A 24,288-nucleotide genomic window follows, 5' to 3' on the forward strand; every position below is an offset into this window, starting at 1 on the left:
CGTTGAATTTCTTTGTCAGACATAGTGATCAGCATCTATATTTCATATCCAGTCCATGATGGTTAAATCATCATAAACTAGACATTTTTATTGGTGAGAATACAGACACTTTAAATGGGTTCTAACATTTCGATTTCGTATAAGGTGTATTATGTTAATTTTAGGGGAACTTAATTCTATAGGTGATACCAATGGACAAAAAGATAGAAGATAAAACTAAAGATATTAATGAAAAAATTCAAAAATTGGATTTAGCTATCCAAGAACTAATAGAAACTACAGACAATTTTTTTATTAATGATAAGTACTATGGAATTGAATGCGCTTTTATTTTAGACCATGCACTAAATATTAAAATGCACTTTTTCAACAAGTATCCAGCATTTGCACCACCTCACTTACGAGGAGTAGAAAATTATGATCGAATTATACATATTAGAGAAAATAATCCTGAAGATAAGCTAGAACAAATTTCTCCTCTTAAAGACTAAATTTTCTAATCTCGTACTTAGAATCCCCTACCATTTAACATAATGGTGGTTATACGAAATTTCAAAAAAATACAGTAAAAATGGGAGCTTAAGGCCACTGCTGTCCCATAAATATAACAAGTGTTAGCAGCAGTGTAAAAATAACCCTCTAACGGCATTTTAAAACTGACCCCCTTGGTTAATATAGCGGTCTTTTTGGACTGCTCAACATGTTAACTTTGGAGCAAGCAGTGACCATCCAAATTCTTCATCAACAAGGTAAATCCATTAAAGCCATTAGTCGTGAACTTGGGGTATCCAGGAATACCGTACGTAAATATTTACGGCAAAACACCACACCTCAGTATCGGCGTACACAACCTAGAATAAGTATTCTTGATCCATATAAACCCTATTTGCTTGAACGTGTAAATGCAGCTCATCCTGAATGGATTCCTGCCGTTGTGCTCTATAAGCAGATTTTAGGGTTTGGATATCCAGGAAAGATCAGGATATTGAGGGAATATCTTGCAACATTAAAACCCGTTGCCAAATCAGAACCCGTCATTCGTTTTGAAACCCAACCTGGTCAACAAATGCAGGTTGATTTCACCACGATTCGACGTCACCATACGACTTTGAAAGCCTTTGTGGCCACATTAGGTTATTCCAGAGCAACCTTCGTGAAATTTTATGATCATGAACGGACGGATGCATGGATCGATGGTCTGGAAAATGCATTTCAGTTCTTTGGGGGCGTACCTCAGGAAATCCTGTTTGATAACGCTAAAACGATCATGATTGAACGGGATGCCTATCAGGAGGGGCAGCACAAATGGAACCCCAAACTGCTCGATTGTGCCAAGAAATATGGCTTTCGCCTCCCGCGTATGTAAACCCTACCGCGCACAGACCAAAGGCAAAGTTGAACGCTTTAATGGATATCTCAAATCAAGCTTTATTGTGCAATTGAAAGCAAGCCTTAAGACTTCAGGCTTATTGTTGGATGTTGATGTTGCTAATGCCCACATTGGTCGGTGGTTGCATGAAACCGCCAATCAGCGGATTCATGCAACCACGCAAGAAAAACCAGCTGTTCGACTGCAGCAAGAGCAGCAAAGATTCGCGCCATTACCGCAATCAAATACGGTTTCCAGCATTGTGCCTGTTACAGCGGCACCGCATGTGATGCCCTACGAGAGTTTGCAGCATCCATTATCAGTATATGACCAGTTGCTGGGAGTTTCCTGATGAATCTGCAATTGGCGGAGTGATTTCTCAAAATGGCAAGTTGATGACAATTGTTCCGCTGGATGAACAACTTTTGGTTGAGGCACGTATTTCACCGCGAGATATTGCTTTTATTCATCCTGGGCAAGATGCACTGGTGAAGATCACCGCGTATGATTATTCTATTTATGGTGGGTTGAAAGGAAAAGTTTCTATTATTTCTCCAGACACCTTGAGAGATGAAGTTAAGCAAGATCAATTTTATTATCGAGTGTATATTCGAACGGATTCAGGAAAATTGATGAATAAAGCAGGCAAACAATTCAGTATTACTCCTGGCATGGTTGCAACAGTCGATATTAAAACAGGGGAGAAAACGATCTTAGATTATCTAATAAAACCATTTAATAAAGCGCAAGAGGCTTTAAGAGAAAGGTAAGCGTCCGCTGAACCCCACACTCTTTGAGTGGAACGTTCTTTAAAAAAACGTTCCACTTTATTGAATATTTATCAATACCGCATAGCTCGATGCAGGGTGCTATCTTCAGATATCTTATTTAACATAAAATGAAGTTATGCGACTTCAGAATGACCTAATACTTGAGAATAAATATGACCCAAAAAATACTAGATCGATTTTCTTCACTAATAGAAGAAGGTGATTCAATCTATCAAAAATGTGAAGCCGCTGGATCTGGTTATAATCCTGAATTACAATCAGCTTTTATCGAATGGCAAATGAAATCTAAAAATATATTAAGCATTACTTGTGGTGAAAAGTCACATTATTTGTCTCAGTTTGATAAAAATCTTAAAGCAGGAATGGGGGATACAAGAAAAGCAATATTAAATCGCGTGATTCCAATTTTAAGAGCGGCAGAAGATGATTTAAAAAATGGTTTTCTAATCACAATCAAAAAACTAATTCAGTCAGAGGTTTTTGATAGTGAGTTGGATCAAGCACAGCATTTCCTTGATTCAGGTTATAAAGTAGCTTCTGCTGTCACTGCTGGTGTAGTTTTAGAAACAGCAATTAAAGAATTAGCTAAAAATAACGGAATTGATATTTGCCAAGAAGGTACTACTAAACCTAAAAAACTTGATGCTCTTAATTCTGAATTAAAAAATGCTAATATCTATAGTGCTCTTCAACATAAGCAAGTTTTAACTTTGGCACATATAAGAAATAAAGCTGCTCATGGGGAGATTGAGGAATTTAATGATAACGATGTACAGAATATGATCCGAGATGTTGAAAGATTCTTACTTGAATATGCTTCTTAATACAACAAAAAAAGAGTCCACGTTATCTAATGGTGGACTCTAGTTCCAAATTTGAGACTAATAGAGTATCTATTTTCCAGATATTGAAATCATAGCCACGCAGACTTGCGTAGGTTTGACTGATACGCAAGTCGAGTAGCGGTCTGATTTCCGCATAACTTATGTTATGTTACTTGGGATACACTTGACGGTAAGATAATTTATTATTGCAACCGTCAAGTGCAGCACCAACGATATTATTGTAGGGTGCTGTGTTTAGATATCCTATTTAACATAATCAATATTATACGAAATGCTTTTTAAATTGTGTTATAATTCCATGTGTTGATACTAGTTTTATAGCCCATTCACCCTCGAATGGGCTTTTTTTATGATTGTTCACGTTCCACGATCAATAACTGAACAATGTTCCACAGTTTTATTTAATGTTGCTGAACAATCAATGGATACCAGTAAAGCCCTTTAGGTCTTCTGTTGCTTCAAATATAAAGTCTCTACGATCAAGGATTAGACAATCTTTATTGTGTCGTCTGATTGATCTTGTGGCTTTGCTAATATCATGGCAATCCCAAGATTTGGGATAATACTTTATTAAAGAACGGACAATCTTGTTTTTATATTCTGAGTTTTCTATAATCTTAATTATGTTACATAATCAAGATTGATAATAAAAATGACGCAAAATAAGCATGGTGGTGCACGCAAAGGTTCTGGCCGTCCTTTTGTCTATAACGAACCGACCAAGGTCATTCGGGTGCCAGAGTCTCGTGTATTGGAAATCAAGAAATACCTGAAAAAAAATGACACTCCAAAGTTTAACGATATTTCCTCTATTAGATTGCTTGAGACAAAAACACATTATGAGATTCCTGTTGCTTTGCAAAAAGTGGCTGCAGGCTTCCCTTCCCCTGCTCAGGACTATATCGATAAGACCCTTGATCTAAACGAGTTTCTTATTCAAAACCAACAGGCAACCTTTATCGTTGAAGTGGAATCCTTATCCATGCGTGATGCAGGGATTGATCTGAATGACAAGCTAATCGTTGACCGTAGTATTGAAGCCAAGCATGGGGATATTGTTCTGGCATTGATTGACAATGATTTTACGATTAAACGTTTGATGATTGAGGGTAATCAATGCTGGTTACAGGCGGCTAATCCTGATTTTGCTGATATCCATTTGAAAGATAATCAAACCATGCTGATTTGGGGTGTGGTTACCAGTGTGATCAAGAAGTTCAGATGAGCAGTTACGAGCGGATTTATGCCCTGATTGATATTAACAACTGCTATGTCAGTTGTGAGCGGGTATTTAATCCCAGTCTAAACAATAAACCTGTGATTGTGCTCAGCAATAACGATGGCTGTGCTGTGGCAAGAAGTAATGAAGCCAAAGCGCTGGGCATCAAAATGGGCGTTCCTCTCTTTCAAATACAAGATATTGTTCAGCAACATCAGGTCGTGGTGTTATCCAGTAACTATGCTTTATATGCTGAAATGTCCAAGCGTTTTCATTCAATTTTGGCTAGTTTTGTTGCGCCACATGAACAGGAAATCTATTCAATTGATGAGTGTTTTTTAGACCTGACCAGTTATGCACAAAATTTTGACTTAACTCAGTATGCGCATCACATGAAACAACGATTGTTGGATTGGATTGGCTTACCCGTCTCGATTGGTATCGGTCGTAGTAAAACCGAAGCCAAAATGGCCAACCATCTTGCCAAAAAAAGACAGGGTTTCAAGGGTGTGTGTAACTTACTCAATATGGATTTCCTAGATCAGGAAATGCTTTATTCAGACATTGAGGTCGGTGAAGTTTGGGGCGTTGGTCGTAAGTTAGTTAAAAAACTAAATGCCATGGGAATCTATTCGGTGCTAGATTTAGTGATGCAAGATGCTCATCGCATGGCGAGCCTTTTTTCTGTGGTAATGCAAAGAACAGTATTGGAGCTGCAAGGTGTTTCTTGTATGCAGTTAGATGATGCCCCTCCCCCCAAACAGCAAATCATAGCAAGTCGTTCATTTGGTGAAAAAGTTACCGAGCTAGATGATCTCAAAGAGGCTATGGGCAAATATGTACAGGATGCAGTCATACGTTTACGAGCAGACGCTTCCTTATGTGGATGTGTCATTGCTTTTGTGCAATCGAATCCTTTTGATTCAAAGGTTCCCTATTACAGTAAATCGTTGGCTTTTGAGTTTCCTGAACCGACGGATTGTGTTTTGGATCTGATTAAAACAGCCATGCAACTGCTGGAACACATTTATAAATCTGACGTGAAATATAAAAAGTGTGGTGTAATTCTGACGGATTTAATTGCTAAGCAGCGCTTTACTCCTGACCTGCTGACAGACCACAGCCAGCGTGAAAGTAATGAAAGCCTCATGCAGACTTTAGAAGCGGTAAAGGCGAGATATGGGAAAACTAAATTAGCTGTTGGCAGCTGCTACTTACCACAACGAAAGTGGTCAATGAACCGTACTCATTTGACCCAGAACTATTTTAGCTGGCAGGGATTATTAAAGATCGGCCATTAAATTCATTAGCCCCACCTATTTGGTTTAAGTCAGCTTAATGAAGAACTCGACACATAAGCCGACACAGGCTTGATCTTCAGTCAACCATTTAACAACGTAAGTATGTTGTTTGGGATCCATGTAACACCTATAGAGGAAAAGGTGGTTAGTAATAAAACTCTGCTCAAGCAAATTTATTGGGTTAACTGTCAGTTTTCACCATCTCATGTCCTTTATTTCTAGAACATTCTAGACTTTTCTCGACCTAGAATTTTTATTCTTTAAAGGTGTCATTCAACGCCTGTTGCACAGCATCAATACGTAACTTACAGGCTTTATAGGCAGTCATGGACTCTTCAACGATCGCCATCAGGTTATCAATATCCGGTTCTTCCTGAGATTCAAGAAATTCGGCATTTTTCTTGAGAATTTCATAACCTTTCTTGAAACTTAGTTCTTCATTGTTCATGTGCGTTTACCTGTGTCACGGTGGCATCAATGGTGCCATCCTTAAGTTCAATCTGTAATTCCTGGTCAGTAATCTGCTGGATGGAACGGATAGCTTTGCCTTGGCTACGGACAATTGCATAGCCCTTGGCCATCACATTACGAGGATTCTGTAGCAAGGTTTCCCTCATCAATGACTCCACCTGCTGTGAAGCTAGTTTAATCTGTTGTTGAGCAAGATACTGAGTATCACTTTTAAGCATATCAACGCTACGCTGGGCTTCATTGATCTGGTTCTGTGTCAGAGTTTTGATAGTTTTCAGATACTGATCACTCTGGCTCTGGTAGGTGATCAACTGGTGCTGTGACAGTAGCTTGATGGTCTGCAAAGCAGTACTAACTTCATTGACTCGCTCCACAATCAGGTTACGGATCCCTGCGATCACTTTACTCGGGGTATCAAAGGAACGGTGTGCAATTTCATCCAAAATAGTGCGGTCTTTCTCGTGGCCAATACCGACCCAGATCGGCACAGTTCTTTTACACAGCAGTGCGGCCAGATCATAATCATTCAGGTAAGCTAGGTCATTCACGGCTCCGCCTCCACGGATGATCACAATAAGGTCTGGTGCTATCGAGTAATCTTGAGCCCACTGTCTTAAGGCACTACCCAAAACCTGAATGATGCTGGCAGAAGCCGTATTACCCTGAAAAGTTGCTGAATGATAAACGAAATGACAGACACCAGCCTGAGCCAGGGCATCCGCATCTTTTTTAAAGTCACCTAACCCTGCAGCATTTTCCGGTGCAATGACCAAGACATTCTGAATATCAAAGGGTACCGGCAACTGTTTATTGTTATTGAGCAGGCCTTCCTCAGTCAGTCGCAGCAGAATCTGCTGATAGCGTTTGGCGATGTCTCCTAGAGTAAAGCTAGAGTCGATATCTTCGATATTGACCGAGAAGCCATATTGCGGATCAAATCTAGCTTTGACCTTGATCAGTACATTCAGGTCTTTCGACAGTTCAATACCACTTTCTCGTTCAAACTTTAGAATTATTTTTTGTGCCGTAAATTTCCAAATGGTGCCTTTACAACTAGCGATCACCTTATGGCTTTCTTCATCTTTCTCAGCCAACTCAAGATAATAGTGACCGCCTTTAATACTTAAATTACGGATCTCAGCCTTGACCCACACTGCCCCATCAAAAGTCAGCTGGATGACTTCCTGTACAGTGGCAAGGTATTCACTAAGGCTGAGTTGTTGACGTTCTGACATGATGTAAAGGATAGCTAAAATATAAGGAGGTAAGATTTAACCCAATATTGATCAATTCTACTGCAAATCAGATGAGTTTATTGCAATTTTGAGAAATGTATAAGTTCTTCTTAGACACCTAGAGTGATCATTGAGATTTTTAGTTTAATTATACTTTTATATTAAAATAGATATATAATCAATAAAATCATTATATTTTACTATTTTAATAAAATTATGAAGCAATACTGTACACTGCAAATCTACCAAGACTATGAATGGCATGACTGTGCTTTGGTTGAGGTTACGGATGATCAAAATGCTGGATGGCAGGCAGCTACACGTACATCATATTTGTTCGAATATGCTATTTCATATATGGATCTAAGAGATGGTCATGCGCTTGCTTATGACTTACCGGTGAACGTCCAAAATAGATTGGAATCAACTTGGCCAGCATTTCTTATGGATCTATTACCTCAAGGATACGGTCGCAAAGAATTACTAAGACAGCTTGATTTTTCTGAGAATGTTCAGGAACAAGCGGACTGGGCGCTTTTAAAAGCAGGCGCAGGAAATCCAATTGGGAATCTGCGAGTCAAAGAGGCTCATGAGTGGTTACAGAGTCATTTCCCAAAGCTGCAAAATCAGGGATTTAGCCTAAGCAAAATTATTGAACGTAAAGAGAAGTTTATTGAATCGCTCGCATCTTATGGACTTTTTATTGCCGGTTCATCTGGTATTCAGGGTGAGTGGCCAAAATTGTTGTTAACACAAGGTTATGATGATCTTTTCTATCTAGATCATACTCTTCCAGATGATCAAGTTAAGCAGCATTGGTTGGTTAAATTTAGCCGCGGCAGTGATCAAAATTTGAATAAAATCCTGATGAACGAAGCTTTGTATATGAAAGTCGCTCAGTACTTGCAACTACGTGTACACCGGGATCTTGAGCTACATGGCAAGACTTTGTTTATTCCAAGATTTGATCGCAAAGTAATTAATGGCAAAGTTGAAAGAATTGCTCAGGAAAGCCTTGCATCTCTAGGTGGGAAGGCGGGCTTTGGGGTTAGAATGACCCATAATCAAATATGTACCCTGCTTATGGAGGCTTGTACCGAACCAAAGCAGGAAGTATTTGAGTATTTGAAGCGTGATCTCGCAAATGTTGCCTTAGGCAATAAAGATAACCATACTCGCAATACAGCAATCCAACGCTTCAATAATGGTAAAATTCAGCTCACACCATTATTTGATTATGCGCCAATGTGGTTACATCCTGATGGTATTGCACGTACTACTCGTTGGGAAAGAGATGATCATGGTGGTATGCCACTTTTGAGTTCTGTGATTGAGCAGATAGCTGAAAGCACTTCGATTGATCCACAAGAAATTAAAACTTTATTAATTGAACAGTTACCAATTTATCGGGGACTGTTAGAAAAGATGCAGGCTCTTCAAGTAGCGGATGAAATTCTGGAAAATAGCCAATATCGAATAATCAATATTTGCCAGCAGTTGGAGGAGATCAGCCATGGATAAACGTTTTAAACCATTGACCCCTATTCAACAAATGGAAAAAAGACTATCTGTGCTTGAAACCATCAATAATCATCCAGACTGGTCTTTTTATCAAGTTGCTCGATTTATTCGAACAGAGCTACATTTAACACTGAATGATATGGCTAAAATTACTAAGATTGCGCCACAGACACTGCAAAAAATGGAGCAACCAGGGAGCAATCCTACTTTGAAATCCATGCAGAAATTACTCGATACTTTCGGTTTACAATTACAAATAAAAGTTAAATGATTTTTAATTCTGAGCCATCGGTTTTTCTAAAATCTTATCCGTTTAAGGATACAAAGAGGAAATAAACAGGCTCTAGGTTGTTTTATGATTATTTTTAGACAAACGACTCCAAAACCTTATGTAGCAAGGGTTTTGTCTCTACAGTAATTAATTTGTTTTTGAAAAAATGGAGTAGAGTGTTTGAAATATGAATAATCGAATTCGGTTTCTGTAAGCACAGTAATTTCATCTGCATGTGCTTTATATTCATCTATATTTTCGAGTAATTCATCCTCTGAGAATGGGAGTTTTTTTTGATTTTCAGTGTCGTTCATAGAGTCATATCCTGAGAAGTTATTTAGATCATCATAAACCAGACATTTTTAATGGTGAGAATACAGACACTTTAAATGGTTTCTAACACAAAAAAGGGAGCTTATAGCTCACTGCTGTCCCATAGTTTGATTTAAATAAAAAAACCTGAGTCTGAATCGTTAAAATATAAGTGCGAACCAACACTTTAACGACCAAGGACTCAGGTTTTGTCATATCAGAATACCGTATTTCATCAATTGATTAAACCCATACTCCGACAAGATTTTGAACGTCTTGTTCAAATACATCATGTCGGTCAGAAATTTAGAGCCGCTTCAAGATGGGATCAGTTCATTGCCATACTGATGTCTCAACTTTCCTGCAGACAAAGTCTGCGGGATATTCAATCTAATCTAGAGTGTCAACAAGAAAAGCTGAATGCTCTCGGAGCAAAGTCTATCACCCTCGCAGTACACTGGCTCGAATCAATCAGGAACAGCCTGCAGCCTTGTATGAACAGCTATTTTACACCTTGCTTAAATCTTATGAACACTCAAAAGTAGCTCATAAATTCCGCTTTAAGAATCCCTTATATTCCCTGGATGCCAGCCATATTGATCTGTCATTTTCCTTATGTGAATGGGCCAAAGTGCATGAATCCAAAGCCAGCATGAAACTTAGCGTTGGCTTAAATTACAGCAATACCATTCCTGAATTTGTGGCGCTTGGGGATGGCATTGAAAATGATATGGTACAAGGCAGAGCATTCAAATTTCCTGCTGGCAGTATTGTCGTATTTGACAAAGGATATATTGATTATCAATGGTTTGCCCAATTGACTCATCAAAAGGTCAGTTTTGTCACCCGATTGCGCCCAAAGACAGTTTATCAAGTGAAATCTAGCCGCAGCGTATTAGCATCTAAAGGTATTATTGCGGATGAATGGATTGAATTAAGTAGTGCTTATGCAAAGAAAAGAGGTGCTCCCAAATTATTAAGACGTATAGAATTTTATGATACCGATAAGAACAGGACGTTTGAGTTTCTGAGTAATAACTTTCATCTGGCAGCATTAACGATTGCTGCAATTTATAAAGACCGTTGGAAAGTGGAGCTGTTCTTTAAAGCACTTAAACAGAATTTAAAATTAAAGTCATTTCTAGGCCGAAGCCGTAATGCCATACAAACTCAAATTTGGATCGCGTTAATCGCCTATTTGCTGGTGAGTTTCGCTCAACATCTGGGGAAAGAAGGCTGGACAGTGCAGCGCTTACTCAGAATCATTCAAGTGAATTTGTTTGAAAGAAAAACGTTAAAAGCTTTATTCTCACCCGATAAAATCCCCATTAAACAAGAGGAAGCTTATTTAAGCTTCCTCTTGTGAAAAATTGTGGGACAGCAGTGGCTTATAGCTACCTTTTTTATCGTTACACATTAAATCCTATATGTTTTCCTGTTGGAAGCTCCACATCAATACGGAGCTTACCACCCATTGCCTCAACATACTTTTTCATGGTTGAAATCTTTAAATCATTACCACGATTTTCAATTGCTGAAAGTGATGGCTGTTTTATTCCCAAAGTTTCAGCAAGTTCTTTTTGGGAAATCTCTAACTCTTCTCGAATAAGATGGAGCTGAGTCTCTAACAGTAGCTCATCAGCCATTTTTTTAATACGTGCTTGGCTCTCTGGAGAGCGACTAACCAATAATTCCTGTAAGGTTTTAGCCATTAGATTGTTCTCCTAGGGTTGAGAGATGAAGTTCGTATTGCTGTTCTGCAATGTCCAGCATCTCTTTTATAGAAACGCTTTTTACCGCCTTTATCACCGATGCAAAGCACAATGGCCTGTCGTAATGGATCAAATGCAAAAAAGGCTCTAAGTGGTTTACCTCTATGCTGAACGCGTAGCTCTTTCATATTGGTAAATTTAGAGTCATACACGGTATCCACTAAAGGGCGACCTAAGCTAGGTCCCTGCTGCTGTAGAACGACCAAAGCTGCGAGGACTTTCTCTTGTGTTGATTCATCTTGCTGCTCAAGCCACTCATTAAACAGATCTGTTGTGATGACTGTCCACATATCACAACCAAAATATAGATTATAGTCTATATTTTATAGTGAACTTAGTCAGTTTTCAAATGGTAATAAAAAACCCCGACATCCTGTCGGGGTTTTTCGTGTTTGGTTGCAAGGTATAACTTCTGTCGTACCTAACCATCCTTGTGCTGATCTTTCTTATTCTTGTTGTTTGGAGCTTCCTGCTTTCCTTGACTACATCATAAGAAATAAAGCTTTGATCAGCTAGAAGCAGATTCCTTAAATTACTGTACGTCAAAGCGTACAAAAATGGCTTAAAAATAGCCCCAGAGTTATCCCCATAAATTGTGGATTTTTTTCAGGTTGAAAGCCTTATAGATTGTAGGTGATTTTCTGTTTTGAGTGTTTTTTGAGCAAAAATGTTGGCAAAAAATATCAAAACCGCTCATAAAAAAGCCGACTTGTTTCAAAATCGGCTTTTTGTGCATTTTTAGATTTTTCTGGTTTTATTAAGTATCTGATATTTATATTAATATACAAGTGTATTGCGTATAACCACCATTATGTTAAATGGACAATTAATAATTGAATATTTCACCTTTTTTTTTAATTAGTAGCTAAAATTACTTTATAATTTAAACTTATAAGGTATTTAAAGTGAAAAGTCCTCTTTCTAAAATATTTCTACTAAATATTCTCATAATGGCTGGTAGTGTTGCGTATGCCATTGAAGTTAAGCCATTCAAATTTATAAAAAATAATGAAGGTTATCCAGAAAATATTGGTTTATATAAAATAACAAATAAATACAGTGAGTTATATGTAAAACAGTATCCATTTTCTATTGAGAACAATAATAGAAATGCTGGTTTTATTAGTGAGATCGACCCACAATGTGAAATCTTAGAAAAGATATATAAGCAACAGCAGAATACTTATGTTGTAACAAGTACATGTGGCGCATGGTTTGGTATGAGTAGCCCAGAAAGCCATTATTTTATATATGAGTTTAACGATCTAGCAAAATTAATTAAATCTGAAACTATTGAATTCAAAGAGTCATTAGATATTACTATTTCAGAGCTTAATTCAGGTATAAAAATAACATCAAGCCAAAGTCCTAAAACTGGGAAAAAATATGATTATGAATACAAAAATGGGAGCTTATATGACTTCTCAACATCTATGAATAGAAATTTAGTTTCAAAAGAAAATGATAGAATCTGTAAGGGATTCTATGATCAAGTTTATACTCAATTTAAGTATTCTTATGTACCTGGTATGACTAATCTTTTTGAAATTTTACCTAGACATGCTTATTCATGGGTTCCAAACAAAATAAAATCTAGTGAAGAATTATCAGATAAATTAGCCAATGATTTAAAAGGGAAAGATCTAACACAACGTAGAAATGTTCCTTATTCAAGATTTAAACAAGACTATTGTTCTTAACTAAACTTAAGTATTCCTAAAATTAATATAATAGGTGCTATGCAAAGTCAAAATGTTAGAACCCATTCAAAATGGGAGCTATAAGCTCCCATTTTTAGTCTTTAATACGCTTTTTAGCTTCGTCATAAACTATGCTATCAGCTCGTTTCCCGACTGTGATGAGCAAGATAACTACCTGATCATCTTTAAATTGATAGACAAGTCTGACACCAGCTTTTAATAATTTAATTTTATAGCAACCTGCAAGATTGCCTCTCAGCATATTCTTTGGAATATGTGGCTGCTCTATGACTTTGGCTAGTTACTTCTTAAATTGATCTCGTATAGCAACAGGGAGTTTTTCCCATTTGTGTGTCCTTACCCATTTAACCCATTTAAAATTATTAAATTAAAAAATAAATTGAACAACAGAAATAATATAAGTATATTTCTGGAAATTAGCTTTAAAGAGACTAAGTAGGTGAAAAGACTATTAAAAATTACATTAATCAGCGTAATGGTTCTTAATGCTCAAAATATATTTGCAAAAATAATTATAGATAATGCAAATTATCAATCTAAAATTATAAAATTAAATAGTACAAAGAATCCCAAAATAACAAGAGCTTGGGTAGAAACCGAGTTTAAAGAGGAGAAGAATAGGTCAACAGTTCTATATGAGATAGATTGCGAACAAGAAAAATTCCGAAGACTAGGAGGAGTTATGTACAAAGAAGTAACAGGTGATCCAATAGCTATGGAACCTACAAAAGAAGAATATATAATTCCAAATACAAATCTAGATACGCTTAAAAGGGAGGTATGTACAGGAAAATATTAGAAAAACTTGAGAGATTTGGGGGATCAGAGAATTATTGTAGTTATCCTGATCTAAATGACAATTCAAGAGTAAAGATAGAAAAAATTTGTTATTTAATTTAGGGCGGCACTGTCACACGAGGGTGTAAATAATTCTGTGTAAATACAGTTTTATTTACAGTCTCTAAAGCTCCCTTTTTATAGGGCACTGTTGCAAATAGGCTGACATGATAAGCTAAATATCTTATTTATTTCGAGATACAGCAGATGAATCCCTTCCACGGTCGGCACTTTCAAGGTGAAATCATTCTTTGGGCTGTTCGTTGGTATTGTAAATATGGCATCAGCTATCGTGAACTTCAAGAAATGCTCGCTGAACGAGGCATAAATGTGGATCACAGTACAATTTATCGTTGGGTTCAGCGTTATGCTCCAGAAATGGAAAAACGGTTACGCTGGTATTGGCGTAACCCTACAGATTTACATTCATGGCATATGGATGAGACTTATATCAAAGTGAAGGGGCGATGGACTTACCTGTATCGTGCAGTTGATCAACGTGGTCATACGATTGACTTTTACCTTTCCGCTAGACGGAACAGTAAATCAGCCTATTGTTTTTTAGGAAAGATCTTCAATACGGTGAAAAAATGGCAAATTCCACGGGTCATCAATACAGATAAAGCAGCGACCTATGGCCATGCTTTATCACGGTTAAAGCGAGAAGGAAAATGTCCAGTAGATATTGAGCACAGGCAGATTAAGTATAAAAATAATGTCATTGAATGTGATCATGGTAAGTTAAAGCGAATCATCAGGGCCACATTAGGATTCAAATCTATGAAGACTGCTTATGCCACAATTAAAGGTATTGAAGTCATGCGTGCACTACGTAAAGGACAAGCATCGTCATTTTATTATGGTCAGCCTCAGGGTGAAGTGTGTCTAATCAACAGGGTTTTCGGTCTCTAAGCACTTTTTAAAGGGAACATCATCGACTCAAATCTCTATTTGCAACAGTGCCCTCGTAAGTTGGGCGATAATATTGAAAGTGTATTGAACAAGACTTTAACTATTCATGCCCAATCTTATATGCAACAGTTTGACGTGGCTAAACATACGGCTTATGAAGCCCTAAAGCGTGGAGTCAATGGTTTATTTGAAGCGGAATTTAATTACACCCAGTTTGTTGAGGGTAGTCAAAAAATTGAGTTTGTCCGCAGTCGCTTTGTGCAAAAGATTAGTTACGTTAATGATTTAGGATTGGTAAGATTAGTATTCGCCAATGACGTTGTACCATTAATTGTAGGATTGGAAAAAAAATTTACCAAATACGAGATAGAGCAAATTAAAGGCTTACAGAGCCGATATGCTATTCGCCTGTATGAGTTTTTGATTAAATGGCGGTCTGTGGGCAAAACCAATGAAATCTCGTTAGATGAGTTAAGAAATCATTTTGGGTTATTGAGTGATGAATATGTGCGTATGCACCATTTCAAAGCAAGAGTTTTAGATTTGGCTATTAGTCAAATTAACGAACACACGGATATTATTGCTGAATATGAGCAACACAAGCAAGGTCGCACTATTACAGGATTTACCTTTAAATTTAAACAAAGAACCAAGCCCAAAACGGTAAAAGCTGAAAAGACAGAGCGTGATCCACATACAGTAGATATGTTTATAACCATGACCGATAATCAACGCTTTGCCTTCGCTAAAAAAATATCTCAATTACATGAGGCATCGTATTTGGCACAAGGGCAAGCAGGTCGAAGTTACGATGTGTTTGCTGAACAAATTGCTGAAGCATTATTAGATAGTGAAAAGCAGAAAGTATATTTACCCTTCTTATCGAAATTAGGGTTTAAATTTTAAGATTTTTATTCGCTGTTTACAGGTTGTGGTAGAAGTAGTCCTTGATATCAAAAACAAAAATTATTTTAAGGGAATAAAGGCTTCTGACTATCACCAAATGATAAGTTATCTGAGTTCTATTCAGTGAAAAACTGCTATATTAGGGGTCAGCACAGAAAACGGAAATTATAGGGCGGTAAGTACATTTATTTACTTCTATGTAGTTGTTATTTAAGAACTTCGTTAAAAATCTTTCAATTAAATTGCATGTTGCCAATCTCTAGCAGACAGGCAAAGCATAAAAATATAAATCTTTGATTTTAATAAATTAATTAGTCGACAAAATTCCTTGTCGTACTATTTTCTCCAAATTCTGGGGTAACCCCTATCAAATCAAAAACTCGATGATATGCGTCATTTAGTTGATCAAATACCTTCTTACGGCAGTCAATCTATACCTAAAATAAACGATCCTAGTTGGGAGGGGTTATTAGATGATCGGAGAATATCTTGGAATATGAACGACATCACCATAATAGAAAGGCTAGTACTTATTTATTATACTTTTAGTATGAAGGTTCTTAGTGTTTTCAATCAAGAATTTGCAGAGAGAGGAGTTTCTTTTTCATACTCTGATTAGTATGCCTATGGCAAACCAATTTCACTGCTTCGGTACCCTAGTGAGGACTAGAACCTTAGGCTGTAGGCTAATGATATTGGTATATTGAGTTATTTAGGTAGTCGCGGTGTACTTCATGGTGTATAGAAAGTTAGTTTTTCGAGCTAATAAAGCCATTTTGACAAAATTTAAGAAGTATTTTAGAAAACTAGATAGTTACACAGAATTTAGGGTAGTCTCAAAATGAAAGTTATAACTAATGGTTCTTTAACATCTTCTAATTCCTTTGGTGAAAAATAAGATTCCATTTTATGCTTAACTCTCAACTTTTTTTCGCTAAATCATTTATTTTACGAAGGTTAGACTTTCAATATTAAACTTACAATTCTTGTAATACAGCCATTCCAATAGGCTTAAGAAGTTGAGAGTGGCATTTCTTGCATAGAATTATTTTGTATTAAATAAAATAACTAAAGGTTTGGCTCGTGAAGATCTCAATAAGAAAACTGTATGTAATTAGCTTAAGTGCATTAATTACTGTGGCTTGTTCCAGTCAAAGTGAATCAGAAGGGATGCTAATTATAAATAACAAAACCTCCGAAGATATAACTAAGGTTAATTTAACTTATAAAACCACTAATAAATCAGAAAATATAGGTAATTTATCTCCTAATCAATCATTTAAGTATCCTATAAAATATTCTGACACCGAAGACTCTATAGTAATTACATATACTGATAGTAATAATACAGTGCATAAGGATGTAGCTGTTCCTTATTTCGGTAAATATGATAAGAAAAATTATAGTTATAATATCAAGTAGTTTAAGTATTATTAATATTTAGAGTGTACGGCATTGACGGTATAGGTTAAATTGACACTACAAGACAGCACTTTAACCAATTTCAACAGCAACATCCCCAAATATATTTAATATAAATTAAGCATGAGATATAAAAATGCACGCCTTTGATATTATCATACCCCAATATACAGGTATCGCTGAAGATGATGATAGCCACGACCATGATGTATTTTGTTATTTAGGAAATTTAGAAGGCAACGGACAAATATTACCCCGTAACCATCATTTAGCTGTTAGCCAAAATGATATTACTCGCGTGACTGTGGTGTGTCCTGAAATGGATGCCCTTGACCGTAAAAATATGAACAGCTATGCCCAAGAAATGCACAATAAAATCGAACAGTTAGCAGGTAAACCCATTCAAACCTTGTATATCGGAGAAGACCATGACTATCCTCTTCCCCGTTATGCCGTACCAACGCAATCTGAATTTTACATGTTGCGTTGGGGCTGGAGTTCGCCTTTACTAGATGGAGTAACCTTACAAGGCATTCCTCTATATAAAATCCCATATACCCAACCTGATCACCCTTGTTATGATAATGTGTGGTCATGGTATCGTCAGGCTGAAGCGTTATATCGTTTGTGGCTTGGTTCTCAACCAGTAAGTGAAGCCTTTGCCTTAGAGCAAATGCAAAATCCCAATTCTGAGCATAGCAAAATAGGTCGAGAATTGTGCCGTATCATTGAACAAAGCACAGGTGTACCCACCTATTATTTTCTAATGAATTACCGTGATTGGACACAGGCAGAAGATATGGAACAAAAATGTCCACTGACAGGGCAGGATTGGCTATTGCCTGCCAATACCTATCACTATATTGATTTTAAATGCGATGAGAGTCGTTTGGTGAGTGAGTTGAGTCAAAATTGGTCGGATGAAAGCGAGGACTGACCGAATGAAAAATTATTTGTGGTAAGCTCATAAAGCCTATCAAGCATAGAGATAAAAATAACACCCAAACTATCTGTAACCAACCGTGAATCGTCTCGATATTTTCGGAGAGTGTTTTACTGGAATCAGGTACAGGACAAGTTTATTTTCAGTATACCCTAGCGGAACCACCTAAAAAGGCACTGTTGCAAATAGGCTGACATGATAAGCTAAATATCTTATTTATTTCGAGATACAGCAGATGAATCCCTTCCACGGTCGGCACTTTCAAGGTGAAATCATTCTTTGGGCTGTTCGTTGGTATTGTAAATATGGCATCAGCTATCGTGAACTTCAAGAAATGCTCGCTGAACGAGGCATAAATGTGGATCACAGTACAATTTATCGTTGGGTTCAGCGTTATGCTCCAGAAATGGAAAAACGGTTACGCTGGTATTGGCGTAACCCTACAGATTTACATTCATGGCATATGGATGAGACTTATATCAAAGTGAAGGGGCGATGGACTTACCTGTATCGTGCAGTTGATCAACGTGGTCATACGATTGACTTTTACCTTTCCGCTAGACGGAACAGTAAATCAGCCTATTGTTTTTTAGGAAAGATCTTCAATACGGTGAAAAAATGGCAAATTCCACGGGTCATCAATACAGATAAAGCAGCGACCTATGGCCATGCTTTATCACGGTTAAAGCGAGAAGGAAAATGTCCAGTAGATATTGAGCACAGGCAGATTAAGTATAAAAATAATGTCATTGAATGTGATCATGGTAAGTTAAAGCGAATCATCAGGGCCACATTAGGATTCAAATCTATGAAGACTGCTTATGCCACAATTAAAGGTATTGAAGTCATGCGTGCACTACGTAAAGGACAAGCATCGTCATTTTATTATGGTCAGCCTCAGGGTGAAGTGTGTCTAATCAACAGGGTTTTCGGTCTCTAAGCACTTTTTAAAGGGAACATCATCGACTCAAATCTCTATTTGCAACAGTGCCAAATATGGTACATTTCACGCAACTACTTTCCCAATACAAGTCTTTAAAATGAATCGTTTTATAATTTTTTTGTTTCTTACTTTTATAATTAATACAAGCTTTGCTCAAATCGTAGAAATCCCTAAATTCTCAGACTATCCCGCTCGAATTTATACAGGTCCCACTTCTGCACCAAAATTAACAACGCCATATCATAAAAATTACAAAACACGTCTAACTAACTCTTCTAAAGAAGATATTAACTTTGCTGGCGAATATGTTCTGAGTGTATGGGGATGTGGTACGAGTTGTCGTGTATATACTTTTATCAATAAAAGAACAGGTGCCATTCTTGATACACCATTTGGTGGTGAAGGCGGTGAAAATATTGTCAGCATTAGAGCAAATAGCAAGGTAATCATAACAACAGAAGAGCTCTACACAAATGACTACGATTCTCTCGGCTATATGGCATATTATTATGTATTAGAGTCAGGACGTTTTAAAAAGGTAGCCCAACTTCCAATTTCTGAAGATCTTTATCAAGAAACCCGTTATAACTACTAATATTCCAACACCTAGCTAATATTATTTTAAACTTAATCTTTAAAAGTTATAACAATAAATCAGCCCGTATTTTACAGGCTGATTTTTAGCTATTTCTTCAATAGTTTTTACCAACTTCTCAGCTCTTTCAATAAGAACCTCCTCAGCAATATAATTATTTTTACTTGAACCGTACCGGGTCAGTGTTCCACAGTTTTCATAAGATAAATAATTATAGTCGCCAATTTCAACTGAGTTCCTCTCCGGCTTTTAAATAGCGGTATACCGCTTGGCGGCTAATTCCAAATGCCTGGCCTAATGCCATTTTTGAAGGATACTGCCCTTCCTTCCATGCTTGTCGCAAAGCTTCAGCTTTATCAGGCTTCAATTTATGTACCCGGCCTTTGTACTTCCCTTGAACAGAGGCGAGTTTAATTCCTTCCTTTTGCCTTTCCAGAATGATTTCACGTTCAAATTGCGCAAAAGCACCCATCAGTTGCAGCATCAAATTATCCATCGGCGTGGATTGGGCAGTAAAAGTAATATTCTCTTTTACAAACTGGATAGCGATCCCTCTTTTGACCAGTTTATCTACTTCAGTGACCAAATCTTTTAGACTTCGTGCAAAACGATCCATGGAATGTACAATCACCCTGTCCCCTTCCCGGACATAGTTCAACATTTCTTGAAATTTCGGTCGGTCGGTATTTTTACCCGAAGCACGGTCAACAAAAATCCGGTCGACTTCAATTCCCTCAAGTTGACGCCCTGTATTTTGCTCGACCGAACTCACTCGCACATAACCTACTTTTTGGCCTTTCACTCTTTCACGCCCCAATTAGATAAAAATGAACAATTTCGTAAATTATAAATCTTAAATATCAAAGTTACATGTTATATATGGTTAAAAATCATTTAAATGATACATAATTTCATGAACTTTCAGATTGTAACTTTAGGGTATACTCTATAGTTACATAATTCGTGATTTAAAGAGACCTAGAAAAAGAGAAATGGTATTTATTTGAGCTAATCAAAGTTGAGAAACTTTAGAATTCTTGCGTTAGTCAAATTTTAAGCAGCCAAAAGCTATATTTTATGAGGTTTTAGCCAATTCAAAAATTAGATAAACTATACTTTCGCAAGAGGTCTTTTGATTAAATAATAAGCGTGGAACGTGAAAAATCATAAAAAAAGCCCACCTTGGGGAAGATGGGCTATCAACTAGAAACTACAGCATTGATTTCTATAGAGAATTATAACGCTGTTATTCCTAAGTAGTAATGTCCTACCTTAAAACCAAATAGAAATGTCCTATACAGACATTTCCAAGTCAAGCACAGGATTCAGATTTCGTTCTTTGATTACTGTCTTCTGTGCACGTCTGCTTGGCATAGATTGAGAACGATTACGTTTGTTTTGCTGTTCCAATTCTTCATGCTGTTGTTGAATATGATTGAGAACTGCACCTAAACGTTTATTCTCAACAATCTCTCGCTGGTTAAGCTGACTTAATTTATCGAAGATGCTGTAATTGATTTTTCTTCCCTGATATTCAATCGCGACTGTACCATCCGGGTATTCCAGGAACTCAAGATACTTACTAATCAATCTTTGGTTTTCTTCCGTGTTTTCCAGGAGATATACGCATTTATCATAAGTAATCGTCAGGCTATTCGTGACTCTGCGGGGTTCACGCCAGGTAAAAATATCATCTAATTCTTCGGCTGTTTCAGTGACAGTCCGGTGTAGATCCTTGGGATTAAAGGCCATCTTGGCAAACTTCTGATTGAATTGCTCAATGAAGCAGGGTAGCCAGGCATTCGCTTGTTCAATCGAACAGATGCCTTCCAGGCGCATTTCTTTGATCAGACGGTCCTGAAGCGTTCTATTGGCTCGTTCTACACGGCCTTTGGCCTGTGGTGAATTAGCGAAGATAATATCGATATTCAGGGTGCTGAGTACGCGCCCAAATTGCGTAATCTTGGTGTCTTTCTTGCTGCTTTGATTCACCCTGAAGACTGAATGTTTATCGCTGTAGAAGGCTAAAGGCTTACCATGCTGCTCAACATACAAACGTGTTGAAATCATATAGTCAAAGGCTGATTCTGACTCACAGAAGCGTAAGTGCTGCAATTTTCCTGTGGCGTCATCGATAAACACCAATAGACAGCATTTAGGGGCTCTTCCTTCAAACCAGTCATGATGTGAGCCATCAATTTGGATCAGTTCACCATAACAGTCCCGGTTATAACGAGGCTGATATGGGCGTTTCAGGCGTTTGGAGCGAGGAATCCATAAATCGGCTGCAATCATCCAGGAACGCAGGGTTTCCACTGAAATATCGAATCCATGAATGGTAGTCAGCTTTTCATGCGCTAAAGTGGGTCCGAAACCATGGAATTGCTCAGCAACCATATTGAGGCACTTGAGCCTGAGTTCTTCAGGAAGCCTGGAATTGCTGGTTTGACCACGACCGGCATGGGCTAATGCAGCTGGGCCTTGAGCTTTGTATTTTTGCAGTAAACGCCTGATCTGACGTTCTGAAATATGAAGTAGCTGAGCAGCCTGGGATTGAGTTATGCGTTGATCGCAGATTTCCTGCACGACCGACAATCGTTTAAGTTCTTTATCCGACATAGACACCAACATATCAAACCGTCCGCTTCGATAATCGCAAAAGCGCATATTCTAAAAGCGGACATTTTTACTTTGGAGAAACCGGACATTTCTATTTTGGAGTTACAAACGCATTTCGTATAAGGTGTATTATGTTAATTTTAGATTTTTTAAAAAATTAGGGCATCCATGAATCCTTTAGAATTCTACTGTTTAATATTGAAAAATATGGATAAAAACCTGGCTAAGAAACTAGGTAAAATTGAGAAAAAATATACTAATGTTCCATTTAAAAATGATGAAATAGCTAAAGTTAAAATTAAATCCGAATTTGCTTCAGAAATGGGGTTTTTCGTACTTAATTCAGCAACTTCTTTAGCTGTAGATGAAGAAAACTATAATTTTGCATACTGCTTAAAAATCTTAGAACTATATCCAATTAAGAATAACGATTTTTTTTATTGGAATGAGCATATAAAGCTATTTTCAGAATTAGAAAAAAATAATTTTTTATATGAAGATGTCTGCAAACTACATGATTTTCTGGTAAATAACTTTAGCTTTAACGGTGATTTAAAGAATATTATTAGTCATGAGATGCTTAGAAATTCTGGCGTCAATATACTGCTAATTTTAATTCACTTAGATCATTTAATTTCTAAGAAGTGGGGATTCCAATCAATCTCACTAAACCAAGCATTAAAGTTTAAGTTTAAAAATAAACGACCATACTTCCCATCAAAAACTTTTACAGATTTTCTTTTATTTATCTTAAAGATAAATGCAAAGTTTGAAGCAACAAAAGGACATAAAGTCGAGATTCTGAAGACTATTCCTCCAACTAATGGTTTTGAGCAATGGTTAGATCCTTCTCTCGAAGATGAACAAATTAAAGAATTTATACAACTAATTAAAAAAGTTAGAGAAAACAGAAGACTATGCTACTTGAATGAAGTCTATGAGTTCCTAGGTCTACCTTATGGTGAGTTTAAAAATGATGAAATTTATGAACAAGTCTCAGAAGAGAATTATTTATTCCTGAAAAATGAACTTCCAGAAGATAAGTGGTTTGAAAGTATTAATGCCATAGCTGGCCTATGGTTAATATATTTTTGGCAAGACTTTTATTATAAACATTTTCAAAAAACAGCCAGCGTTTCTACGTTAGCTACATCAGAAGATTTTATCGTGATATGGGAAGCCTTCCTGAAGAAATATCCTTCAGAAGGCCAATATCTTTGGCCTTCTGAATTGATATTACAAGATAAATAAATTTTTATTTACGAGGTGGATTATTGTCTCGGCCACCACCTGATGGATTTCCAGTAGTACTAGGCCAACCTGCTGTGCTCATAGTTTTCATCCTTATTTAGATTTCGTAGGTTTATGATTAGGATTCAATTGTCGGCTACGGTTGTCCTGATTCTGCGCATGTTGAATATTATTAGGATTTTTTACTGTAGCACGTTGATCATTCGCTGTTTGTGTCATTGCTTTCTCCTTAAAATGTTTGAACATCTGACAAGGAAAGTATGGCTTCAAAAAAATATGCATCTTGCCTGAAAAACAGTAAAAAAGTTTAAATTTTAACCAAAAAAATTATGTATTTAACATAATGGTGTTATACGAAATTAATGGATGTTCGTATAAATTACTTGCATATTGTATTCGATCGAATACAATATAGTGAGAAGATAAGGAATCCTCATGATTGAAATTAAACGTCTTCCAGAATTTGATGAATGGTTGGATGGCATTAAAGACAATATGACCCGTATCCGCCTGAATCGTCGATTAGATAAGGTTCAACGTGGAAACTGGGGAGACATTAAACCTCTCCAAGATGGCGTTTGGGAAATGAGAGAATTCTTCGGTTCTGGATGGAGGATGTATTACATCCAACATGGTGACGTTGTGATTGTAATGCTTGGTGGTGGAGATAAATCAACTCAACAACAAGACATCGATCGGGCAGTCAAACTATCGAAAACATTGGAGGATTAAAATGGTTAAAGTCGCTGATTTACCAAGTTTTGATATGGCTGAGTCGCTCAAAACTGAAGAAGACATTGTGATGTATCTCAATATGGTTCTTGAAGAAAATGATCCAGCTGAATTAGCCCATGCACTTGGTGTTATTGCTAAAGCTCGTGGCATGACTCAAATCGCTAAAGAAGCAGGGATTGGGCGTGAAGCACTCTACAAAGCCCTACGTCAGGATTCAGCACCACGTTTTGATACGATTAATCGTGTAGTAAATGCTTTAGGCTTAAAACTCACAGTACAACACGCTTAAAACTTTAA

General features: G+C 37.0%; 25 protein-coding genes and 4 pseudogenes. 20 read left to right on the forward strand and 9 right to left on the reverse strand.

The genetic code is table 11. The features are described from left to right. Nucleotides 1-191 precede the first annotated feature (191 nt). From FTU65_RS12580 to FTU65_RS12605, 6 genes and pseudogenes are all read left to right on the forward strand, one after another. Nucleotides 192-491 (forward strand): hypothetical protein, encoded by a 300-nt coding sequence (locus FTU65_RS12580; RefSeq protein WP_179989178.1) that lies wholly within the window; start codon nucleotides 192-194, stop codon nucleotides 489-491. Nucleotides 492-700: 209 nt separating this feature from the next. Next, nucleotides 701-1,721, forward strand: a pseudogene (gene istA / locus FTU65_RS12585) (IS21 family transposase). Nucleotides 1,722-1,734: 13 nt separating this feature from the next. Continuing rightward, nucleotides 1,735-2,139: pseudogene (locus FTU65_RS12590) on the forward strand (HlyD family efflux transporter periplasmic adaptor subunit); the annotation flags it as partial. Between the two features lie 173 nt (nucleotides 2,140-2,312). Beyond that, entirely contained in the window at nucleotides 2,313-2,984 is a 672-nt protein-coding gene (locus FTU65_RS12595) for a DUF4145 domain-containing protein (RefSeq protein WP_179989177.1), read from the forward strand. 673 nt (nucleotides 2,985-3,657) lie between these two features. Further along, nucleotides 3,658-4,230: a LexA family transcriptional regulator gene (locus FTU65_RS12600; protein WP_179994476.1), complete on the forward strand. Its 573-nt coding sequence runs from the start codon at nucleotides 3,658-3,660 to the stop codon at nucleotides 4,228-4,230. Next, nucleotides 4,227-5,525, forward strand: coding sequence for a Y-family DNA polymerase (locus FTU65_RS12605; RefSeq protein WP_179994477.1), 1,299 nt, complete (start codon nucleotides 4,227-4,229; stop codon nucleotides 5,523-5,525). The genes FTU65_RS12600 and FTU65_RS12605 overlap by 4 nt, the downstream gene beginning before the upstream one ends. A gap of 253 nt (nucleotides 5,526-5,778) precedes the next feature. On the opposite strand, the gene xseB is transcribed toward FTU65_RS12605, so the two are convergent. Beyond that, nucleotides 5,779-5,973, reverse strand: a complete 195-nt coding sequence (gene xseB / locus FTU65_RS12610; protein ID WP_001058302.1) for an exodeoxyribonuclease VII small subunit — start codon at nucleotides 5,971-5,973, stop codon at nucleotides 5,779-5,781. Then, the gene (xseA, locus tag FTU65_RS12615; RefSeq protein ID WP_179994478.1) at nucleotides 5,963-7,231 is read right to left on the reverse strand and encodes an exodeoxyribonuclease VII large subunit; all 1,269 of its coding nucleotides are present in this window, start codon (nucleotides 7,229-7,231) and stop codon (nucleotides 5,963-5,965) included. Before xseA ends, xseB begins: the two co-directional genes overlap by 11 nt. A 216-nt stretch (nucleotides 7,232-7,447) precedes the next feature. On the opposite strand from xseA, the gene FTU65_RS12620 reads away from it, so the two are divergent. Continuing rightward, on the forward strand, nucleotides 7,448-8,752 hold the full coding sequence (locus FTU65_RS12620; RefSeq protein WP_096902800.1) for a type II toxin-antitoxin system HipA family toxin: 1,305 nt from the start codon (nucleotides 7,448-7,450) through the stop codon (nucleotides 8,750-8,752). Next, nucleotides 8,745-9,023, forward strand: coding sequence for a helix-turn-helix domain-containing protein (locus FTU65_RS12625; RefSeq protein ID WP_000361155.1), 279 nt, complete (start codon nucleotides 8,745-8,747; stop codon nucleotides 9,021-9,023). The genes FTU65_RS12620 and FTU65_RS12625 overlap by 8 nt, the downstream gene beginning before the upstream one ends. A gap of 116 nt (nucleotides 9,024-9,139) precedes the next feature. Here FTU65_RS12625 and FTU65_RS12630 read toward each other — a convergent pair whose 3' ends face one another. Next, on the reverse strand, nucleotides 9,140-9,337 hold the full coding sequence (locus FTU65_RS12630; RefSeq protein WP_096902802.1) for a hypothetical protein: 198 nt from the start codon (nucleotides 9,335-9,337) through the stop codon (nucleotides 9,140-9,142). Nucleotides 9,338-9,544: 207 nt separating this feature from the next. Between FTU65_RS12630 and FTU65_RS12635 the strand changes: the two are divergent. Further along, a pseudogene (locus FTU65_RS12635) lies at nucleotides 9,545-10,701 on the forward strand (IS4 family transposase). 43 nt (nucleotides 10,702-10,744) lie between these two features. On the opposite strand, the gene FTU65_RS12640 reads toward FTU65_RS12635, so the two are convergent. Together FTU65_RS12640 and FTU65_RS12645 are read right to left on the reverse strand one after the other, a co-directional pair. Further along, nucleotides 10,745-11,047 (reverse strand): helix-turn-helix domain-containing protein, encoded by a 303-nt coding sequence (locus FTU65_RS12640; protein WP_096902794.1) that lies wholly within the window; start codon nucleotides 11,045-11,047, stop codon nucleotides 10,745-10,747. After that, a pseudogene (locus FTU65_RS12645) lies at nucleotides 11,040-11,397 on the reverse strand (type II toxin-antitoxin system RelE/ParE family toxin). The gene FTU65_RS12640 and the pseudogene FTU65_RS12645 overlap by 8 nt, the downstream one beginning before the upstream one ends. 615 nt (nucleotides 11,398-12,012) lie before the next feature. Here FTU65_RS12645 and FTU65_RS12650 point away from each other — a divergent pair. Then, complete coding sequence (locus FTU65_RS12650) at nucleotides 12,013-12,807, forward strand: hypothetical protein (RefSeq protein ID WP_031946098.1); 795 nt, start codon at nucleotides 12,013-12,015, stop codon at nucleotides 12,805-12,807. 94 nt (nucleotides 12,808-12,901) lie between these two features. On the opposite strand, the gene FTU65_RS12655 is transcribed toward FTU65_RS12650, so the two are convergent. Beyond that, on the reverse strand, nucleotides 12,902-13,096 hold the full coding sequence (locus FTU65_RS12655) for a type II toxin-antitoxin system RelE/ParE family toxin (protein ID WP_050595110.1): 195 nt from the start codon (nucleotides 13,094-13,096) through the stop codon (nucleotides 12,902-12,904). Between the two features lie 171 nt (nucleotides 13,097-13,267). On the opposite strand from FTU65_RS12655, the gene FTU65_RS12660 reads away from it, so the two are divergent. The 7 genes from FTU65_RS12660 to FTU65_RS12690 all read left to right on the forward strand — a co-directional run bounded on the left by FTU65_RS12660 (nucleotide 13,268) and on the right by FTU65_RS12690 (nucleotide 19,386). After that, nucleotides 13,268-13,627, forward strand: a complete 360-nt coding sequence (locus FTU65_RS12660) for a surface-adhesin E family protein (protein ID WP_179989163.1) — start codon at nucleotides 13,268-13,270, stop codon at nucleotides 13,625-13,627. A 245-nt stretch (nucleotides 13,628-13,872) separates the two neighbouring features. Further along, entirely contained in the window at nucleotides 13,873-14,577 is a 705-nt protein-coding gene (locus tag FTU65_RS12665; protein ID WP_043963410.1) for an IS6-like element IS1008 family transposase, read from the forward strand. A gap of 60 nt (nucleotides 14,578-14,637) precedes the next feature. Next, nucleotides 14,638-15,483 (forward strand): replication initiation protein RepM, encoded by an 846-nt coding sequence (repM, locus tag FTU65_RS12670; RefSeq protein WP_180049802.1) that lies wholly within the window; start codon nucleotides 14,638-14,640, stop codon nucleotides 15,481-15,483. Nucleotides 15,484-16,566: 1,083 nt separating this feature from the next. Further along, on the forward strand, nucleotides 16,567-16,905 hold the full coding sequence (locus FTU65_RS12675) for a hypothetical protein (RefSeq protein WP_114237945.1): 339 nt from the start codon (nucleotides 16,567-16,569) through the stop codon (nucleotides 16,903-16,905). A gap of 136 nt (nucleotides 16,906-17,041) precedes the next feature. Continuing rightward, a complete protein-coding gene (locus FTU65_RS12680; protein ID WP_114237944.1) occupies nucleotides 17,042-17,842 on the forward strand; it encodes a DUF2310 family Zn-ribbon-containing protein in 801 nt (266 codons plus the stop codon). A gap of 241 nt (nucleotides 17,843-18,083) precedes the next feature. Beyond that, nucleotides 18,084-18,788, forward strand: coding sequence for an IS6-like element IS1008 family transposase (locus FTU65_RS12685; protein WP_043963410.1), 705 nt, complete (start codon nucleotides 18,084-18,086; stop codon nucleotides 18,786-18,788). Nucleotides 18,789-18,888: 100 nt separating this feature from the next. Then, on the forward strand, nucleotides 18,889-19,386 hold the full coding sequence (locus tag FTU65_RS12690; protein WP_180009768.1) for a hypothetical protein: 498 nt from the start codon (nucleotides 18,889-18,891) through the stop codon (nucleotides 19,384-19,386). 226 nt (nucleotides 19,387-19,612) lie between these two features. Here FTU65_RS12690 and FTU65_RS12695 read toward each other — a convergent pair whose 3' ends face one another. Together FTU65_RS12695 and FTU65_RS12700 are read right to left on the reverse strand one after the other, a co-directional pair. Next, the gene (locus tag FTU65_RS12695; RefSeq protein ID WP_075316580.1) at nucleotides 19,613-20,188 is read right to left on the reverse strand and encodes a recombinase family protein; all 576 of its coding nucleotides are present in this window, start codon (nucleotides 20,186-20,188) and stop codon (nucleotides 19,613-19,615) included. A gap of 491 nt (nucleotides 20,189-20,679) precedes the next feature. Continuing rightward, a complete protein-coding gene (locus tag FTU65_RS12700; RefSeq protein WP_179989167.1) occupies nucleotides 20,680-22,005 on the reverse strand; it encodes an ISNCY family transposase in 1,326 nt (441 codons plus the stop codon). 168 nt (nucleotides 22,006-22,173) lie between these two features. On the opposite strand from FTU65_RS12700, the gene FTU65_RS12705 reads away from it, so the two are divergent. Then, the gene (locus FTU65_RS12705) at nucleotides 22,174-23,256 is read left to right on the forward strand and encodes a hypothetical protein (protein WP_004969299.1); all 1,083 of its coding nucleotides are present in this window, start codon (nucleotides 22,174-22,176) and stop codon (nucleotides 23,254-23,256) included. 93 nt (nucleotides 23,257-23,349) lie between these two features. Here FTU65_RS12705 and FTU65_RS16380 read toward each other — a convergent pair whose 3' ends face one another. Then, nucleotides 23,350-23,475 (reverse strand): hypothetical protein, encoded by a 126-nt coding sequence (locus tag FTU65_RS16380; protein ID WP_004969301.1) that lies wholly within the window; start codon nucleotides 23,473-23,475, stop codon nucleotides 23,350-23,352. Nucleotides 23,476-23,691: 216 nt separating this feature from the next. Between FTU65_RS16380 and FTU65_RS12710 the strand changes: the two genes are divergently transcribed. Together FTU65_RS12710 and FTU65_RS12715 are read left to right on the forward strand one after the other, a co-directional pair. Next, nucleotides 23,692-23,988 carry a type II toxin-antitoxin system RelE/ParE family toxin gene (locus tag FTU65_RS12710; RefSeq protein ID WP_004647749.1) on the forward strand — a complete coding sequence of 99 codons (297 nt, stop codon included), beginning with the start codon at nucleotides 23,692-23,694 and terminating at the stop codon, nucleotides 23,986-23,988. A gap of 1 nt (nucleotide 23,989) precedes the next feature. Beyond that, nucleotides 23,990-24,280, forward strand: a complete 291-nt coding sequence (locus FTU65_RS12715) for an addiction module antidote protein (protein ID WP_004969304.1) — start codon at nucleotides 23,990-23,992, stop codon at nucleotides 24,278-24,280. Nucleotides 24,281-24,288 lie beyond the last annotated feature (8 nt).

Origin of the sequence: Acinetobacter sp. YH12129 (genome assembly GCF_013418685.1) — a bacterium.
GTDB lineage: Bacteria > Pseudomonadota > Gammaproteobacteria > Pseudomonadales > Moraxellaceae > Acinetobacter > Acinetobacter amyesii.